This window comes from Acinetobacter sp. CIP 51.11 (assembly GCF_000369665.1).
Lineage (GTDB): Bacteria > Pseudomonadota > Gammaproteobacteria > Pseudomonadales > Moraxellaceae > Acinetobacter > Acinetobacter lwoffii_S.
On sequence record NZ_KB850128.1, the window covers coordinates 449,105 to 466,863 of the forward strand.

Here is a 17,759-nt window from a genome sequence, read left to right on the forward strand (position 1 = left end):
CATTACAGCAAAAACGAGTGCTACGCAGTGATCGTATTATCTTGAATAAAACCAGCTAATACTTACCGCGCTGATTGCCTCAGTAATATTGAAAAAAGCCCATGAATGATGGGCTTTTATATTTTCCACCATCATTCAGTTTAAAACAATGCTTCTAAACGTACCAAAGCCCCGACATAGTGGTCACGATCCTCGCGATGATCATTCAGGTAGTTCAGGTCGGTCTGGACAAAAAACCATTCACGTAAAAAAGGTTGTCTCCACGACACATAGGGACCCCAGCGGTTAAGACGCAGATCCTTGTCATTTAGATAACCACCGGTATAAATGCCGTAACTAAAACGGTTGTCCTGAAAAAACTGATGTTGCCTAAAGGTGTAGTTGTCCCAGGTCAGATCGTCGTCTTGTTCATCTGCATAAGTCAGACTGAGCTGATTGGAGAAAAAGGCCTGATTGGGACGAGCATGGATCAACTCCAGATTGGTCCGTAAATAGTTTTCACTCTGAACGCCATAGCGATAAATCTGTTCGGCATGAAAAGAGTAATCATTTTCTAGTGTCCAATCCTTACTGGCTTTGACACGCAGGTAAATATCATCGCCAGAACGTAGGCCCAAATCCAGATCGGTTTCGAAAGGAATGCGATCTGACCATTCTGACCAACGTAAGGCAAAAGAGCTGTTATCTTCACGGGCACGTTTAGTATCCAGACGCTTATTTCCGGAAGTGGCAGGATTTTCATTGGTAATCGCGACATTGCTGTCTAATTCATTGTCCAGACTGTCATCACCAAACACCACACTCAGCTTTTGTTCCAAGGTCGGAAGCTTGATCTTGCCGCGGATTCGGGGCTTAATCTCATAGCCTTCATATTCATCCCAGCGATTATCTAGAATGATCCGTAATGTAGCTGCAGCTGGCTGATCCGGATCGCTTTCACCAAACCAGTTATCAATTTTATGCGCAGTACGATCGGCCCATTCGCGGATGTCTTTCTGCTTTTGATCCGCCCATGAATAATTTTCTGTCTCTAGCGTGGATGGAACAATGGCGACATTTGATTGCTCCGGCAGAACCGTGGGTGTTGCATCGATCAAACGTGGAATCTGATCCAGCAAGCCTGATCGGCTTGGCTCTATATTCGTTGGACTGGCAGGAGCAGTTGTGACTGAATTGGCCCAAGACATGCTACCACTCATTCCTAAGCCCAGAGAGAGCAGTAAAATTTGAGTAATCCTGTTTATTTGCATGAGATATTTGTTGCTCTTGTATTCTTATATTCAGCTGTAGTTTTCTAAAAAACGGCCTTAAAAAGCAAGTTAAAGCTACAAAATAACAGCAATTATTCAATCATTTGAGCCTGAATTTCCCGATAAAGCTCTAATACCCGAATGGGTTGTGGCATTGTTAAAATAATATTGTGAATATTCTGCCAATTTAGCTGTTTGTCGCGTTGCAGCAAGATGTATGGATAGGCCAGCTCATCCTCTGCGAGAGAGATGCGTTTTTCACCATGAATCACTCGGATTTTTTGATGTTCCTGTAGCAAAAGCACTGGGGTAGAAAAATCCGCAGCAGCTTCTTGAAACGAGATAAATTTCTGCTTTTGAATGGACTGTGCGGGTATAAACGGATGGTAATCTGGCTGTGTCCAGACTGTTTCAGCCTGCTGCAAGTAAGCTGTTGAAAAAAACTCGAGTTGCATGAACCTGGTGCTTATAACAGACCACGCCAGTGATTTAATCGCAGCAGCCTGATGTTGATGATGGGTCAGCCAATGTTGAATACAATAGTGAGCCTGCAACTGACTCGGTACCCCTAAGAGCATCAGATATTTAACAAACTGACCTTGCAGATTCAATTGCTCAACCAAATAAACCTGACGTGCCTGCCAGTTATCTTCTGCCGCATAATATAAGACAATATCCAGATAAACAGGGTGTTGTTCGACATCGGATTCTAGTTCTAAAGCACAGAGCCGCTGGATATTAGTTTCTTCTAAACCTAAAGGGTGTACATGAGCGTTTAGTTTGCCCAGTTGGATCTGTACAGGGAATTGAATCAATTCGGAGACTGTGATCTGTTCTTGCTGAATTGTCGTTTCAGCTTTTAGTTGAGGATTTAGTTCCTTGGGTTCAGTTAGTATTTGATTGGTTGACTCATCTAAGCGATTTAATTCTAGTGCATGAATTCTTGCGCGCGGCCGTCCCCGATGATATTTGGTTGTTTCCATAGAATTGCAGCTGGTTTCAGCTTCGTGTAAGGATAAGGCTGGAACGATCAAGGGTGGATCCTGTTTCAGGCAAGAAAATCGTTGCTGTTGTTGCAACAGCCAGATATAGCAGTGTTGCAATTCAGCCCATTGGCTGTGCAGGGCAGGAGATTGGGGGGCCGGAATCAGCCAGATTTGCCAGCCACGTTCAGGATGATGTAAAACTGCCCAGCCTGAATCCGGATGGGCAGACAATGCTTGTTCCAGCGCCAAGATTTCGGTGAAATAGCCACGAAAGCTCAGATGATAAGACGTGTCAGCAGAAAATTGGTAAGCAACAAGTTCAGGCTGAGTGCGGGCTTTAAATGCTGAAATCTGGGTTTTGAAAATAGGCTCATCACACAGATTAAAAATATCGCGTATCCTTTTTTTAGAACGGGCAATTTCATAGAAAGGCAGGACTTTATGCTCCAGTTGCTGTGCCAGTTCATGTAGTTCTTTAATTAAGTGTGCTTTTTCTAAAGCATTCATTTTTTAATCTCTAGAGATGTTTCAGTGCTTTATCCAGGGTTTGTGCCAGTACAATGTTAACCGCCAGCTCGACCAGTCTGTATTCAGCAGAATTTGAGTCTGTATAGTTTTCTGCCATTTCAATTAAATAATCAATAGAAACTGACTGAGGCGGAATTTTGCCCTGTACCAATGCCTGAAGTTCATGCATAAAGAATTTTCTTATCATTAATCTATTTATATTGCTGCAATTATAAGCAGAGATCACATAAAATAGTGATCTATTTTGAGTGTTTTATAAACAATTTTTTTAATTAAAAGTGATAAAAATCAATAGAAAAAAATGAGAGTAGGAAATAGTCGATATTTTTTTAGAGTCGTGCATCTTTCACACTGAATGTGTTCAATATGATCAAAAAAAACAGGCTGAATCAATCAGCCTGTTTTAATGAAAAACAGCTTTACATTAAGCTGTTTTTTCAGTTGCTACAGTTGCAGCATCTGCATTTACTGTTTCAGCAGGTGCTTTAGTCGCTGGAAAGTCTGGCAGATGAACCACTTGCGCCATTTGTGCAGACGCTTGAACAGAAAAAGCCATAACGGTTGCTGCGAAAGCAAATTTAAGAGCATTCATAGGATGACCTTTAATATCAGAGTGTTCAATGACTTGAACAGAGGAGAATATTTAAACTTAATTCGGGTGAAATAATAGCAAATAAGACTTAATAGAAAATGATAGATTCGGCAAATTCAGGTGGTAAATTTTAGATAAATTACTCTATAAAACAATAAATTAGTATATTTACTCTAGTTCGATTTTTGTGATTTTACAGGACTTTATGCTTTGTTTTGGCGATGAGAATCTGGACTTGATCGAGTGCCAAAACAAGCGGCGATGTGTTTTTGATCTGCCAATTTAAGATTGAATTTCGAGCTTTGTTCAATCCATGTAAGTTTTTGCTATCGCTTGTTTACGGGCTGCTGCAATCTTCTGAGAATGGACTAAGATGGAATTCCATTCATTTTCATGCTGAGAGTTTTATTATGGCAATTGCAAAAGTGGTAGAAGTCAATTCAAGCAGCAATAAAAGCTTTGAAGATGCGATTCAAACGGGCATTCAAAAAGTCACAGAAACGGTCAAAAATGTACAAGGTGCTTGGATCAATGAACAGAAGGTTGTCATTAAAGAAAATAAAATCACGGAATATCGTGTCAATTTAAAAATTAGTTTTCTGGTTGATTAAGCGAATGCCATTCAATAACAAATAAAAAACCCCATTTAAAATGGGGTTTTTTTATTGAACGTTGTTTTATTTAGCTTGGTCTGGCGTGTCACACGTTTCTGGTGAGCACTGTGCTGCCTGACTGTTGGTTGATGTATCGAGCGCTTTTTCAAATACTTGCAGGAAAACTTCTTTAGGCTGCGCGCCTGCCAATGCCACACGTTGATCAAAAACAAAGAAAGGCACACCAGTCACTTTGAGTTGTTCGTGTGCCACTTCCTGATCGAATTTGACGAAATCAGCATATTCCTCCGAATCCAACAGATCATCGACTTCGACCGGATTGAGGCCGATACGCGCTGCGACATCTTCCAGCGTTTCACGTTCTCCAATCGCCAGACCTTGGGTCATATAACTATAGAAGAATGCTTCCTGTGCTTCATTGCCCAGACCCTTGCTTTGCGCCAGGTGAATCAGGCGATGCGCATTAAAGGTATTGCCTGAATTGGCACCTTCCCAGTTAAATTCGATACCTTCGGCTTTGGCCATTTCAGCAATATTGCGCTGCATTTCTTCGACTTCAGCCACAGTACGGCCATATTTTTGCGCCAGACGCTCAGAGTTAGAAATTTCCTGACGTACCGGTGCTTCAGGATCGAGCTGGAAACTGTGCCAATGCACTTCAAGCTCAATACCTGCTTCTTCTGCCGCAGCTTCTAAACGTTTTTTACCAATATAGCAGAAGGGGCAAACCACATCTGACCAGATATCTACGCGCATGTCATGTCTCTAATTTTGCTCTTGTGTTCAAGTATGAGGGTGAAGAATCAGAATTTAAAGCCCTTGAGCATCAGAAGTGTATTTCTACAGCAGATCGGCAGGATAAATAAAAGAAGAAAGAGCAGGCGATAGCCAGGTGGCTTCCTTAATATAATCAGGTTCTGACTATTCAAAAAAAATATAAAGATGCCATAAAAAACGCCCCGTAGGGCGTTTTGTGAATGCAGTCAATTATGCAGTTTTTACCGCAGCTTCCACAGCAAGCATGTGACCATTTTCTTCGAAGTTTGAGTGCCAAGAAAGCGCTTCACGAAGAAGATGAGGGGTATGGCCGCCTTTTGCACATGCACGGTCAAAGTAATCATTCAATGCATCGCGGTACATTGGGTGCGCACAGTTATCAATCACTGCACGTGCACGCTCACGCGGTGCCAAACCACGAAGATCCGCAAGACCTTGTTCAGTTACCAGGATATCAACATCATGTTCTGCATGGTCGATATGTGAAGCAAACGGCACTACAGAAGAGATGTCGCCACCTTTCGCGATTGATTTGGTTACGAAGATCGCTAAGTGGGCATTACGTGCGAAGTCACCTGAACCACCAATACCGTTCATCATTTTGGTACCACATACATGAGTTGAGTTCACGTTACCGTAAATATCAAACTCAAGTGCAGTGTTGATGCCGATAATACCTAAACGGCGTACCAGTTCAGGATGGTTTGAAATTTCCTGTGGACGTAATACCAGTTTGTCTTTGTATTGCTCAAGGTTGTTAAATACTTTCTCGCCATATTTAGCAGAAAGCGTAATAGACGAACCTGAAGCAAACTTCATCTTACCTGCATCGATCAATTCAAACGTACAGTCTTGCAGAACTTCTGAGTACATGATCAAGTCTTCGAAGTTTGAATCTTTCAGACCGGTCAATACGGCATTTGCAATTGAACCGATCCCTGCTTGAAGAGGTCCCAGGTTTTTCGGTAGACGGTCTTCAGCCACTTCTTTTTCAAAGAAAGCGATCAAATGGTTGGCAATGCTTTGCGTCTCATCATCTGGTGCAGTTACAGTAGATGGAGAGTCGTGCAATTCGCTGTTAAATACGATACCAACAATTTTAGATGGATCGATATTGATCGCATGCGTGCCGATACGCTCATCAACTTGAGTCAATGGAATCGGTTGACGCGTTGGACGATAGGTCGGGATGTAGATATCGTGCAAGCCTTCAAATGCCGGGCTTAAGTTGGTATTGATTTCTACAATCACTTTTTCAGCAAAAATCGCAAAGCTTGCAGAGTTACCAACAGATGTTGTTGGAATGATGCCACCATCTTCAGTAATCGCTACAGCTTCAATGATCGCAACGTCTGGTTTTTTCAACTGCAGGTTACGCATTTGCTCAACAGTTTCAGACAAGTGCTGGTCAATGAACATCACTTCGCCGTTATTGATCGCTTTACGTAAAGTGTTGTCGACCTGGAACGGTAAACGGCGTGCCAATACGCCAGCTTCAGTCAGTTGTTTGTCTAGATCGTTCCCTAGTGATGCACCAGTAATTAACGTGATCTTTAATGGATTTACTTTTGCCTGCTGAACCAAAGCTAAAGGAACCGCCTTCGCTTCACCAGCGCGAGTAAAGCCACTCATGCCCACAGTCATGCCATCTTTGATGAATTCAGCCGCTTGTTCTGGGCTGATGACTTTGTTGTGTAGGGAGGCTAAACGGATACGATCTAAAGACATTTTAACTCTCATTAATTCTTAAACTATGAGACGGATTGTACCGCTCAAAAAATGTATTGTGCATAGGTGTTAGGCTAAGGTCTAATTTTTTAGCTAAATGTAGGTATAATAAAAAATGATGATTTTTAAATGATTGAATTCATGAACTATAAAATGAATTGTATAGAAAAACTAAAAAGTCATTTGTTGAATTACTGATCACTTCTTAAAAGTGATCAGTCAAAGTTTGGCGAATTTTATCGAGTGTGGTGGCTGGGGAAAGTGTCTCAGGGTTCACCTGATTCACGGGTAGTGAAATGATAGCTTCCAGGCCACCTTCAGGACGATTATGAATACGCAATTGACCATGGTGAATGTCGACAATCCGTTTCACAATGGCCAACCCCAAGCCACTGCCTTGTACAGTTCGTGCCGAATTACCCCGAACAAAAGGCTGCATCAAGGCTTCAATCTGATCTTCCGGGATGCCTTCGCCATGGTCTGCGACACAAATCAACAGTTGATCTTCTTCAACATGCGCAGAAAGCTCAATTGGTTCTGAACCATAACGTTTCGAATTATTGATCAGATTACCAATCAGCCTTTTTAGCGACATGCTGCGCGCCTGAATGGTTGGGATGTCTTGTGGCGTAAAGCGGATATCCAGCGGTTTAAACTGCTTGACCAGTTCTTGGAGCAGCACATTGACATTGGTGTCCTGCGGTTCTTCATCGGAACCATCACGCATATAGGAGATGAACTGATCCAGAATCGCGTCCATATCTTCGACATCATAAATCAGGCCTTCTTTGAGAAAGTCTTCATCTGGCATCATTTCGGCACTGAGGCGGATCCGGGTTAAGGGCGTGCGCAAGTCATGTGAAATGCCGGCCAGCATGATGCGGCGTTCCCGCTCGGTCTGATCCAGCGTATAAATCATCTGGTTAAAGGCATGATTGACCTGACGGATTTCCAGTGGACCATGATTGGTATCCAGATAGGGTGCTGAACCGATTCGGCTATAACTGTTGGCGGCATTCTGCAAACGGCGTAAAGGACGGTTGAGCTGACGCACCAAGGTCAAAATAATGATGCCGACAATAATCGGCGTGCCAAGCAACCAGCCCAAAATTAGTTCATTGCTATAGTTGGCATACGTCTTTAAAGGTTCCTGTACCCAGTGACCATTCATTTCAGGAGTTTGGATCCAGATACGTGGACTCGGCTTAAACTGAAAATAGACCGTGGCTTGTTCGATACGTAACTCTTTGGCCAGTTTGGTTTCGATCTGCCGAGTAAAAAATTCTGCAATCAGCTTTTCCCGAACCGTGGGATATTCTGCTGGATTGGTCACGTATTCAATGCCGACCCGGTTTTTCAGCCAGTCATCGATATCCACTTCTTGCTGTTTGTGATACAGGCGCAGATCGGGATTGTTGAGAATTTCCAGTTCCATGGCCAGATAACGCGCATGTTGCTGGATTTCAGGTAAAAACAGGGTACGCCAAAAGAACCACAAGGACATGAACAGGCTAAAACACACCACAAAAACCACCAGTACTGTGGTACGCATGGCAGCAGAACGCGGCTTGATCTTGTCGAGAAAGCGTTCCCAGCGGGTACGCTTTTTTTCCGAGTAGCTGACAAAATCGGTAAATTTTTGTGGATCGATGGGGTCGAGTTTCACACCAGCTCCCTGTAGGCATTTTCCAAATTGAGCAGTAATAATAATTTGTAATGGAATCTTACTGCTTGAACCTTCCATGGAAGGAGCTTGTTGTGTTACTTTTTTTGAAAAAAGTAACCAAAAAACTTTGCCATTCGCTGAACTCGCGCATTTGTATACGAGCCTTTAAAGAAGGGGAGGCTCAAACAGCAGCGAATGGCTTTTAGGGACAATAAATTGGGGTAATCTTTATCCTATAAATTTTCCTTTATTCAGCACCATCTGGAACAAAGACATAACCCACACCCCATACGGTCTGGATATAACGTGCACGTGCAGGATTTTCTTCCACTAAACGGCGTAAACGTGACACCTGAACATCAATTGAACGTTCCATGGCACCCCATTCACGGCCGCGCGCCAGATTCATCAGTTTGTCGCGGGTTAATGGTTCGCGTGGATGCTGCACTAGTGCTTTGAGAACTGCAAATTCACCGGTAGTGAGCGTTACCACTTGGCCTTCACGGGTCAGGGTGCGGGTAGATAGATCCAGTGACCAGGGACCAAAAGAAACCACTTCCATCTGCTGGCTTGGTGCACCTGGCACTTCACGTACCTGACGGCGCAATACCGCACGAATACGTGCCAAGAGTTCATTCGGGTTAAATGGTTTAGGCAAGTAATCATCAGCACCTGCTTCTAAACCGGCAATACGATCCGAGTCGCTACCACGAGCGGTGAGCATAATGATAGGCGTATCGATATTGGATTGGCGTAAACGACGACAGATACTCAAGCCATCTTCGACCGGAAGCATAAAGTCGAGCACGATCAGAGAAAACAGTTCCCGCTGTAAAAGTCGATCCATCTGCGTGGCATCATGTGCAGTTTTAACCACAAAGCCTTTATCTTCGAGAAAACGCTGTAATAAGGTACGCAGACGAACATCATCATCAACCACCAGGATCCGTTCGACCCGGTCCGTTTCGGTATGTACGGCATCGGCTTTTTCAGCAGGTACAACTAAACTCATGAGATGCTCCTTTATTCTTTATTGTCGTCATAAACAAAAATCAAATAGGCTTTGAGTATACGATTCATTGATATTAATTGACTATGCTTTAAAGCACCAAATATTGCAGTTAAAATCAAGACATAGATACCAAATATATACATCTAAATGAGCAAAAAATACGATTTTAAGCTGGATAAAAAGCAAAGTTCATACAAACTTTATCGGGAAAAGCTGAAAACTGTGGCACTTCATAATATAAAGATGAGGTAAATTAATAAAAACAATGGTGGATTTTATAGACCCGGTCTTTATAATCATGCCATTTAGTACTTATCCTTGTGGGATCAAACACGATGACTGACTTAGTTCAGCAGTTGGCAAAAGAACTTGCCGTACGTCCAAATCAAGTTGAGGCTGCCATCAAGCTTATTGATGAAGGTGCCAGTGTTCCTTTTATTGCACGTTACCGTAAAGAAGTAACGCAAGGCTTAGACGATACGCAACTACGTCAACTCGATACGCGTTTATCATACTTGCGTGATTTGTATGAGCGCCGTGAAAAGGTGATTGAATCACTCAAAGAACAAGATAAATTATCTGATGATTTATTGGCGCGTGTGAATGCCGCTGAAACCAAAAATGCATTAGAAGAAATTTACGCGCCGTACCGTCCAAAACGTACCAGTAAATCATTCAAGGCCAAAGAAGCCGGTCTAGGCCCGATTGCCGAAAAAATCTTTAATGAAGCTGTTGATCCAGCTGAAGCTTTGGTGGGTTTTAGCCATGAAGATTACCCAGATACTGAAAGCCAGCTTGATGCGATCCAGCACATCCTGATTGATGACTGGGCGCAAAATATCGCGCTGACCACTGAACTTAAAGCGACATTTGCAAAAACTGCCGTGCTGAAAAGTTTGGTTGCCAGTGATGAGAAAAAAGAAGTCGGTAAAAAATTCCGTGATTATTTCGATTTCTCTGAAAACTTGAATAAAGTGCCTTCACACCGTTTATTGGCGATGCTGCGTGGCCGTCAAGAAAACGTTTTAGGCCTGAAAGTGGATGGCGAAGATGATGCCCCGTTGGCGCGTATTGAAACTGAATACAATCTTGAAACTGTTCAGCCACAAGCGCGTCAGGATTTCTTGAAGCAAACTGCAAAACTATTTTGGCTCGGTAAAGTTCGTCCAACGATCGAACATTCATTGCTGACTGAAAAACGTCTGGCTGCTGAAACAGAAGCGATGAACGTCTTTGCTGAAAACCTGCGTCATTTACTGCTTTCTGCACCTGCAGGCGCACGTACCACTTTGGGCGTGGACCCGGGTATCCGTACCGGTGTGAAACTGGCGGTAGTGAACGAGTCTGGTGATGTTCTTGCACACAGCACGATTTATCCATTTGCACCAAAAGACGATAAAGAAGGTTCACTGGCCGAGCTGGCGCGTTTATGCCGCGAGTTCAATGTTGACCTGATCGCGATTGGTAATGGTACTGCAAGCCGTGAAACTGAAGCTTTAGTTGCTGAAATGATGGCTGCGAACAGTGATCTGAAAATGACGCGTGTTTCTGTATCTGAAGCAGGTGCATCGGTGTATTCAGCATCTGAACTAGCTTCACAGGAACTGCCTGAACTAGATGTATCTATTCGTGGTGCGGTATCGATTGCACGCCGTTTACAAGATCCACTAGCAGAACTGGTGAAAATCGATCCGAAATCGATTGGTGTGGGTCAGTATCAACATGACGTGAACCAGACCGGTCTGGCGAAAACCCTTGAAGCGGTCGTTGAAGACTGTGTGAACTCAGTGGGTGTGGATGTAAATACTGCATCAGCAGCAATTCTGGGTTATATCGCGGGTCTGAATAAATCGATCGCACAGCAAATTGTGGAATTCCGTAAGGAAAATGGTCGTTTTGACAATCGTCAGTCTTTGAAAAAAGTACCACGTTTAGGCGAGCGTACTTTTGAGCAGGCTGCGGGCTTCTTGCGTATTCAAGATGGTACAGAACCACTGGATGCGTCTGCAGTTCACCCTGAGTCATATGCTTTGGTGAGCAAAATTGTTGAAGCAAAAGCAACGATTGTAAAAGACATCATTGGCAATACTGAAATCATTCGCCAAGTGAATGCAGAAGAATTTGCAGACGAGAAATTTGGTCTGCCGACGATTCAAGACGTATTGGCTGAACTGGAAAAACCGGGCCGTGACCCGCGTCCAGAGTTCCGCACTGCTAAATTCCGTGATGACATTACTGAAGTTGCGCAATTGTCTGAAGGCATGCAGCTGGAAGGTGTAGTCACTAACGTGACTAACTTCGGTGCATTTGTCGATGTGGGTGTGCATCAAGACGGTTTGGTACATATTTCTGAACTTGCCAATGAATTTGTCGCTGATCCGCATAAAGTGGTGAAACCGGGTCAAATCGTACAAGTGCGTGTTTTGAATGTGGATGCTGAACGTAACCGCGTGAATCTGTCGATGCGTCCTGAAGGTTCTGAAGCGCCGGCGAAAGCACCACGTCAGCCACGTCGCGAGAACAATGAGCCACGTGGTGAACGTAAGCCTCAGGGTAAACGTCCACAGCAAGGACGTCCGCAAGGTGATCGCCCTCAGGGTAAGAAACCGCAAGCGGCTAAACCACAAGAGCAAAAAATTGGTGGTTTGGGTGCATTGTTATTGCAAGCAGGGATTAAAGGTTCTAAATAATTTTCAGATATCTTTAATTTAAAAAAACCTCCCAATTGGGAGGTTTTTTTATTGGATCATTATGAGTTAATCATCGGCACAATCCAGCTGGTGATAATCAGCAAAATACCGAGATGCCCCAATTTTCGTGTCACATAGACCAGTTTAGATGGTGGCTGTTCCAGTCTTTTTGCATATTCTTCCATGCTAATGCCGGGCTTGCCTTTACTGGTAAATAAAAACACCGCCAGGTCGATACAGATCAGAATCGTACCGATATCAGCGACCAGTTCCATCAGGACAAAATCCTGGCTATATAGCGACATGCTGACGCTATAAATCAGATAAATGGCAAAGGCCAGACACAGGTATTGCAGGACAACTAAAAACTTCTGCATAAATCTCAACAGTTCACAAAATTAAAGCAATTATACAAATAATCGGGCAGCTGCGGCCAATTACAAGGCCTGCATCACCTCAGCAAAATTCTGCTTCTCGACCAGTTCCAGAAATTCATCGCCCAGACGCTGACTTTCCGCAATACATTGCTTCCACAGCTGAATCCGTTGGTTCTGGTCCAAACCTTTTAAGTTAAAGTCTTTACGGTCAGGCAAACGACCCAAAGGCAAACTTTGCAGATATTGCTGCGAGGGAGAAAGCAGCAAAGTTCGTGCCTGATTTTCCGGATTTGAGGTACGTTTAAATAACTTGTCAAACCAGCCGGGGGTAATGCTATCGGTAAAATGTGGATACAGCACAATACCTTTGCTCTGAAAGGGCAGGTCAATGTGATAGTCAATCAGGCCACCATCGCGATAATAACCCTGCGGCGCATCCGGAATATTGTTCACCGCTGCCATCACCCCGGGAATAGACGCTGAAGCCATCAACCAGGACAACACACTCTGTTCGGTTAGTGCATGATAATGCGTGGTAAATCCATCTTCAGCGATTTTAAACTGTTCACCGATATTGGGCTGGCTGATCACACGTTGCATGAAATAACGGCTGTGCCGGCGCGCGACTGCGGTCGTTCCAAGAATTCCAGCCACAGAAGCCAGCAACGGCAATGCCTTGTCACTCTGGAAAATATGTTGGGCTTTAATTGAAATGACTGCGAGATGATAATCTGGATGATTGACCAGATCGTTTTCTTTGCCTTGTACCAGATCCAGCAGCATGCCACGGCAGATGTCGCTGACATCCTGACGGGTCATTTTTTTATGAAAATAGAGGTTGGTATAGAGTTCAGCCAAGCGTTCGGTTCCCTGTTGAGCACCATGTGCAGCCATACTGGCAAAGCGCCAACTACCAATCGAAGAACCCACCAGAGTTCTACGCTGAGGTGCACGTGGAAAAAACTCACCAAAAATCGCCTGATCCAGTCCCTGGATACCGATACCTTTGGGGCCACCTGCAGCACCAGGTACAATATCGACTTGTTCGGGTTGCAAACCTTGTTGCAGAATCAGCTCACGTGCCAGATGGCCGGCACGAATCGTCAGAGCAGGCGCACGTTTTTGTAAAATCTGTACCATGGTTGAACCTATACTAGCCAAATGTGGGCTTATTTTAAGCGATAGGTCTGAGGACCCAATGGCAAGATATGTCCTAAGGTGACTTTGGAGTCATCCTCATCTTTAAGACATAAAAAAAGCCTAGATTATTCAGGATTTTGCATATGTAAATCGCTTATTTTGCGATGCGCCAGACGGCCAGTAAACTCGCCAGTACAATCAGAATCACCGACACAAACCATGGTGAAATAATTGCAATCGCCAGCAGAATGGCCATGACGCTGCCAAACATCCAGCTGCGTTTTTGCTGATGTTCCATTTGCAGGCGCATGCTTTGTAATTCATTGAGCTGTTTGGCATGCCATGCCGACTGGTTTTTTAAACCGTTTAAGCTGTCGATCATCAGGGTCGGTAAATCCTGCGCCCCTAAAAGCAGATCCGGGATTTTCTGTCCCAGTTCTTTTAGGTTCTTTTGCGGATTCATCTGGGCCTTGATCCAGTCTGTCAGGATCGGTTTGGCCAGACTCCAGATATCCAGTTCAGGATATAGGTCGGTTCCTAAACCTTCGACATGCACCAAAGTTTTTAGCAGCAGCATCAATTGAGGGGGAATTTCGAGATGGAAACGACGAGCGATATCCATGACTTCAATCAGAATGCCGGCAAAATCCAGTTCATGCATCGGTTTTGAGACCATTGGCCCCACACTGCGGCGCATTTCACGAGCCAAAGCATCCTGATCAGTCCCCGGTGGAATCCAGCCAGCCTGATGCACCACCTGAATCAGCTGCATAAAGTCGCTGTTCATGACCGCCAGTAGCATGCGTGCTACGGTCATCTGGTCGTGTTTGGACAGTTCGCCCATAATCGCGCAGTCCAGCGCAATAAAACGCGGATTGGCCGGATTGATGGTTTCTACAAAGACATTTCCCGGATGCATATCGGCATGGAAGAAGTTATCGCGGAACACCTGGGTAAAGAAGATGGTCAGGCCTTTACGCGCCAGATCGGCCCGATCCATGCCCAGCCGGTCAAAGGTCGCGATATCTGAAATCGGCACCCCGGTAATGCGCTCGGCTACCAGCACGTCTTTGCTGTCCATATAAATTTCCGGCACATACATCATGCTCGAGCCGGTAAAGTGATGGCGCATACGGCGGGTATTGTCTGCTTCCAGCGTCAGATCCAGCTCATTCAGAATGATCTGTCGATAATCCTGAATGATTTCCGACAGGTGCAATGCGCGGGCAGCTTCCAGACGTTTTTCCAGAAATTGACCGAGCCATTCCAGAATTTCAAAATCCTGCAAAATCTGCTGGCGAATATTCGGGCGGGTGACTTTAACCACCACTTCACGGCCATCATGCAGGGCAGCCGTATGCACCTGAGCAATCGAAGCTGCAGCCAGTGGCTGGGTATCGAAACGCGCGAATAGGGTATTTACATCAGCTTTCAGGGATTCCTGAATGCGCATCTTGGCTACGTCATTATCAAACGGCTTGACCCGGTCTTGCAGTAACACCAGTTGCTGTAAAACTTCAGGTGGAATCAGGTCACGGCGGGTCGAGAGCAGTTGACCGAGCTTGATCGCCAACGGCCCCATTTCTTCTAAAGCCAGTTTCAGCTTGAGCGGATTTTTACGTTCACGACTGGACCAGGCGGCCGGATGCATCCGGATGAGGGATAGCACATGCCGGGATTTTTCTGGTAATTCTTCCGCAGGAAACAACGTGTCGAGTCGATAGTGCGCGGCGATGCGCCAAAGTTCGAGTAAACGTGAAACATGCGGAATCATAAAGCTGTGTACCTAGTCTTGAGTAGAATTGTTTGAGGCATCGATTTTAGCCTGAAGCTGATGGATTTTCGCTTCAACCCGATCTAAATTTTGATTCAGGATACGGGTGTCCTGATTCACGTCATCCATTTGCCAGCGTGGGGCAAACAGACCGCTGTCTTCTTTTAAGGCATCTTCAGCAAAGAATAATTGACTTTGCAGGGTGCGTTTTAGCTGCTTGGGCAGCAGTTGCAATTTACCAATTTCATGCGCTAGTGTCGGCCCAACCCAGGGACTTAAGTGTGCTGCCAGATCCAGTTCCGCCTGTTGCATGATGCGCTGGAGTTCCTGCAATAATTTGTAGTCGCCTTGCAATGGAATATTGCCGACTTCATCGGAAAGCAGCAGCTTGAGTAATTCCACCACATTGCTGACCTGCAAGGTTGCTGTCGCTTCGGTGACTGTCGCGGAACTTGCGTCAAATGGACGTTGTTCAAAGACCGAAGGTGTTTCGGTATGACCGGTTGCCGTTGGTTCCAGACGAACTTTGCCTTCATCAAAAAACACATCAACCGAAAGCTGCGGCGAGGCGATCACCACCCGCAGCATTTTGCCGGACAGGGCATTCAGCTGGATGCGGGTAATGGCATCCAGATCAATCACATGATGAATCACGCGTTCAACAGCACCGAGTGCCAGAATTGACCACATAGGTAAGGAACCTTAAAGTTTGAAACCGCGGTGAACCGCAACAATCCCGCCAGTCAGGTTGTGATAGTCACAATTCTGGAAGCCGGCATTTTCCATCATACCTTTCAGGGTGCGCTGGTCCGGATGCATACGGATCGATTCAGCCAGGTATTTATAGCTTTCTGCATCATTGGCAATGATTTTACCCATGATTGGCAATGCCGTGAACGAATAAAGGTCATACAGCTTAGAGAATGGCTCAAACACTGGTTTAGAAAATTCTAGCACCAGTAAACGGCCACCTGGCTTAAGGACGCGGTACATCGCAGCCAGTGCCGCATCTTTATCGGTCACGTTACGTAGACCGAAAGAAATGGTCAAAAGATCAAAGCTGTTGTCTGCAAATGGTTCTAAGGTTTCGGCATTTGCCAGAACGAAATCGACATTGGTACAGCCTGCATCAATCAGACGGTCACGACCGACATTCAGCATGGATTCGTTAATATCAGATAGTACCACATGACCCGTCGGGCCCACTTCGCGGCTAAAGACTTTAGCCAAGTCGCCAGTACCACCCGCGATATCCAATACATGCTGTCCACGGCGTACACCTGACATATTGATTGCAAAACGTTTCCACAGGCGATGAATACCAAAAGACATCAGGTCATTCATGATGTCATATTTGCTCGCTACAGAGTGGAACACTTCTGCGACTTTTTGGGCTTTTTCTTCACTGTTTACAGTTTGATAGCCGAAGTGTGTGGTTGAGCCGACGTTGCCCGTATTGGCACCGCGTGGCAGATTATATTTAGGCACAGTACCCGTCACAGGCGTGTCAGTCAGACGTTGTTCTAAAGATTGTTGCTGACCTTGCGGGGTGCCTTGTGGAAGGGGTTCAGTTAAGAATGGGCTCACTTTGTCTGTCTGTTGTGCCGACTCGGGGGTAGGGGTAGGCGTTGTATTTTCATTCGACATTGGAGTCACTCCTAACATATCAATCGGGTTAATCTTGCATTGTCTGCATCATGACAGATTCTAAAGGCTTATTCAGCAATCATGATGCAATTGTTATGAATAATATACAGAAAAATTCACGCTTGGCAGAAATACTCATCGGGTATTTACTGAAACGGTAGCGGATCGCCAGAATGTACTTTATCGATAATCTGGCGTTCGGTTGCCGTGAACGCGCGTACAAATTTTTCTGCCGATTTGAGTGGCTTCATGGCCAGAAAACCATCCTGCATAAATTCATACATTACCTGAAAGTTATATTTATTCGCTGCGCCCTTACACATTTTAAAGGCGGTATAGACCACAAATGAACGCATATATTTATCCAGACTCATACCGAGCTGATCCAGCAGAGCCAGCTGTTTCAGGCGTGCTTCACCCTGATCCAGCTTCAAATAGGTCAGGCGCATCATCTCGTCAGTCAGCGGTTCATGTGGATGATAATCCTGTAATAACTGAATCGCGACCTGTTCATCGAGCTGTACCGCCAAAATAGCCAGCTCTACACCTGAGGTGCCGGTTTTAATGGCATTTTCCGGAATAACTTTTTCTGCTTTATGCGCATATTTCATCAGCCGGGCAATCTGTTCTGCCAGCGCATCAAAGTCAGCGCCGCCGTAGAGACGATTGAGGAAATACTCGGACATCAACTGGTTTTGTTTTTCAGCAAAATGGGCACGATGGGTGCGCTGCATGCGGACTTTCTGCCAGGCCTGCACATCCTGTAAACGGCTTAAAATGTCAGGCCGGGTGTGATAAGCCAATTGATAATAATGCGCTAACAGATCATCGAGTACGGCAAGTTTGGACATGAGGCTTCAATTATCATTGGAGGATGCAAGAATCTTAGAGGCTGCCGGACAATCCTGCTATGACAAATTGAACAGAGATCGGGCATTTGTATGTCAATCTGTTGTTTAAATAGCCAATTTAATCGTG

At 44.9% G+C, this 17,759-nt stretch carries 16 protein-coding genes; 2 read left to right on the forward strand and 14 right to left on the reverse strand.

Annotated features, from left to right (window positions below; all coding sequences use genetic code 11):
* Positions 1–140: 140 nt before the first annotated feature.
* The 4 genes from F894_RS02420 to F894_RS15135 all read right to left on the reverse strand — a co-directional run bounded on the left by F894_RS02420 (position 141) and on the right by F894_RS15135 (position 3,356).
* Positions 141–1,250 carry a hypothetical protein gene (locus F894_RS02420; RefSeq protein WP_005245833.1) on the reverse strand — a complete coding sequence of 370 codons (1,110 nt, stop codon included), beginning with the start codon at positions 1,248–1,250 and terminating at the stop codon, positions 141–143.
* 92 nt (positions 1,251–1,342) lie between these two features.
* Positions 1,343–2,743: a hypothetical protein gene (locus tag F894_RS02425; protein WP_005245834.1), complete on the reverse strand. Its 1,401-nt coding sequence runs from the start codon at positions 2,741–2,743 to the stop codon at positions 1,343–1,345.
* A gap of 10 nt (positions 2,744–2,753) precedes the next feature.
* Positions 2,754–2,933, reverse strand: a complete 180-nt coding sequence (locus F894_RS02430) for a hypothetical protein (RefSeq protein ID WP_005245836.1) — start codon at positions 2,931–2,933, stop codon at positions 2,754–2,756.
* Positions 2,934–3,188: 255 nt separating this feature from the next.
* A complete protein-coding gene (locus F894_RS15135; RefSeq protein ID WP_005245837.1) occupies positions 3,189–3,356 on the reverse strand; it encodes a hypothetical protein in 168 nt (55 codons plus the stop codon).
* Between the two features lie 410 nt (positions 3,357–3,766).
* On the opposite strand from F894_RS15135, the gene F894_RS02435 reads away from it, so the two are divergent.
* A complete protein-coding gene (locus F894_RS02435; protein WP_004278594.1) occupies positions 3,767–3,967 on the forward strand; it encodes a dodecin family protein in 201 nt (66 codons plus the stop codon).
* 66 nt (positions 3,968–4,033) lie between these two features.
* On the opposite strand, the gene F894_RS02440 is transcribed toward F894_RS02435, so the two are convergent.
* The 4 genes from F894_RS02440 to ompR all read right to left on the reverse strand — a co-directional run bounded on the left by F894_RS02440 (position 4,034) and on the right by ompR (position 9,153).
* Entirely contained in the window at positions 4,034–4,726 is a 693-nt protein-coding gene (locus tag F894_RS02440) for a DsbA family oxidoreductase (protein WP_005245838.1), read from the reverse strand.
* 231 nt (positions 4,727–4,957) lie between these two features.
* Positions 4,958–6,475: an acetyl-CoA hydrolase/transferase family protein gene (locus F894_RS02445; RefSeq protein ID WP_005245839.1), complete on the reverse strand. Its 1,518-nt coding sequence runs from the start codon at positions 6,473–6,475 to the stop codon at positions 4,958–4,960.
* A gap of 205 nt (positions 6,476–6,680) precedes the next feature.
* Positions 6,681–8,141, reverse strand: coding sequence for an ATP-binding protein (locus F894_RS02450; protein WP_034438039.1), 1,461 nt, complete (start codon positions 8,139–8,141; stop codon positions 6,681–6,683).
* A gap of 247 nt (positions 8,142–8,388) precedes the next feature.
* Complete coding sequence (gene ompR, locus F894_RS02455; RefSeq protein WP_004278590.1) at positions 8,389–9,153, reverse strand: osmolarity response regulator transcription factor OmpR; 765 nt, start codon at positions 9,151–9,153, stop codon at positions 8,389–8,391.
* Between the two features lie 335 nt (positions 9,154–9,488).
* Between ompR and F894_RS02460 the strand changes: the two genes are divergently transcribed.
* Complete coding sequence (locus F894_RS02460) at positions 9,489–11,843, forward strand: Tex family protein (protein WP_005245841.1); 2,355 nt, start codon at positions 9,489–9,491, stop codon at positions 11,841–11,843.
* Between the two features lie 59 nt (positions 11,844–11,902).
* Here F894_RS02460 and F894_RS02465 read toward each other — a convergent pair whose 3' ends face one another.
* From F894_RS02465 to F894_RS02490, 6 genes are all read right to left on the reverse strand, one after another.
* Positions 11,903–12,220: a hypothetical protein gene (locus tag F894_RS02465; RefSeq protein ID WP_005245842.1), complete on the reverse strand. Its 318-nt coding sequence runs from the start codon at positions 12,218–12,220 to the stop codon at positions 11,903–11,905.
* A gap of 60 nt (positions 12,221–12,280) precedes the next feature.
* A complete protein-coding gene (locus F894_RS02470; protein ID WP_005245844.1) occupies positions 12,281–13,360 on the reverse strand; it encodes a patatin-like phospholipase family protein in 1,080 nt (359 codons plus the stop codon).
* A 154-nt stretch (positions 13,361–13,514) separates the two neighbouring features.
* Positions 13,515–15,134 carry an ABC1 kinase family protein gene (locus F894_RS02475; RefSeq protein WP_005245845.1) on the reverse strand — a complete coding sequence of 540 codons (1,620 nt, stop codon included), beginning with the start codon at positions 15,132–15,134 and terminating at the stop codon, positions 13,515–13,517.
* Positions 15,135–15,146: 12 nt separating this feature from the next.
* A complete protein-coding gene (locus F894_RS02480; protein WP_005245846.1) occupies positions 15,147–15,824 on the reverse strand; it encodes a ubiquinone biosynthesis accessory factor UbiJ in 678 nt (225 codons plus the stop codon).
* Positions 15,825–15,836: 12 nt separating this feature from the next.
* Positions 15,837–16,781: a bifunctional demethylmenaquinone methyltransferase/2-methoxy-6-polyprenyl-1,4-benzoquinol methylase UbiE gene (ubiE, locus tag F894_RS02485; RefSeq protein WP_004647333.1), complete on the reverse strand. Its 945-nt coding sequence runs from the start codon at positions 16,779–16,781 to the stop codon at positions 15,837–15,839.
* A 146-nt stretch (positions 16,782–16,927) separates the two neighbouring features.
* Positions 16,928–17,632, reverse strand: a complete 705-nt coding sequence (locus tag F894_RS02490; protein ID WP_005245847.1) for a DUF8198 family protein — start codon at positions 17,630–17,632, stop codon at positions 16,928–16,930.
* Between the last annotated feature and the right edge of the window lie 127 nt (positions 17,633–17,759).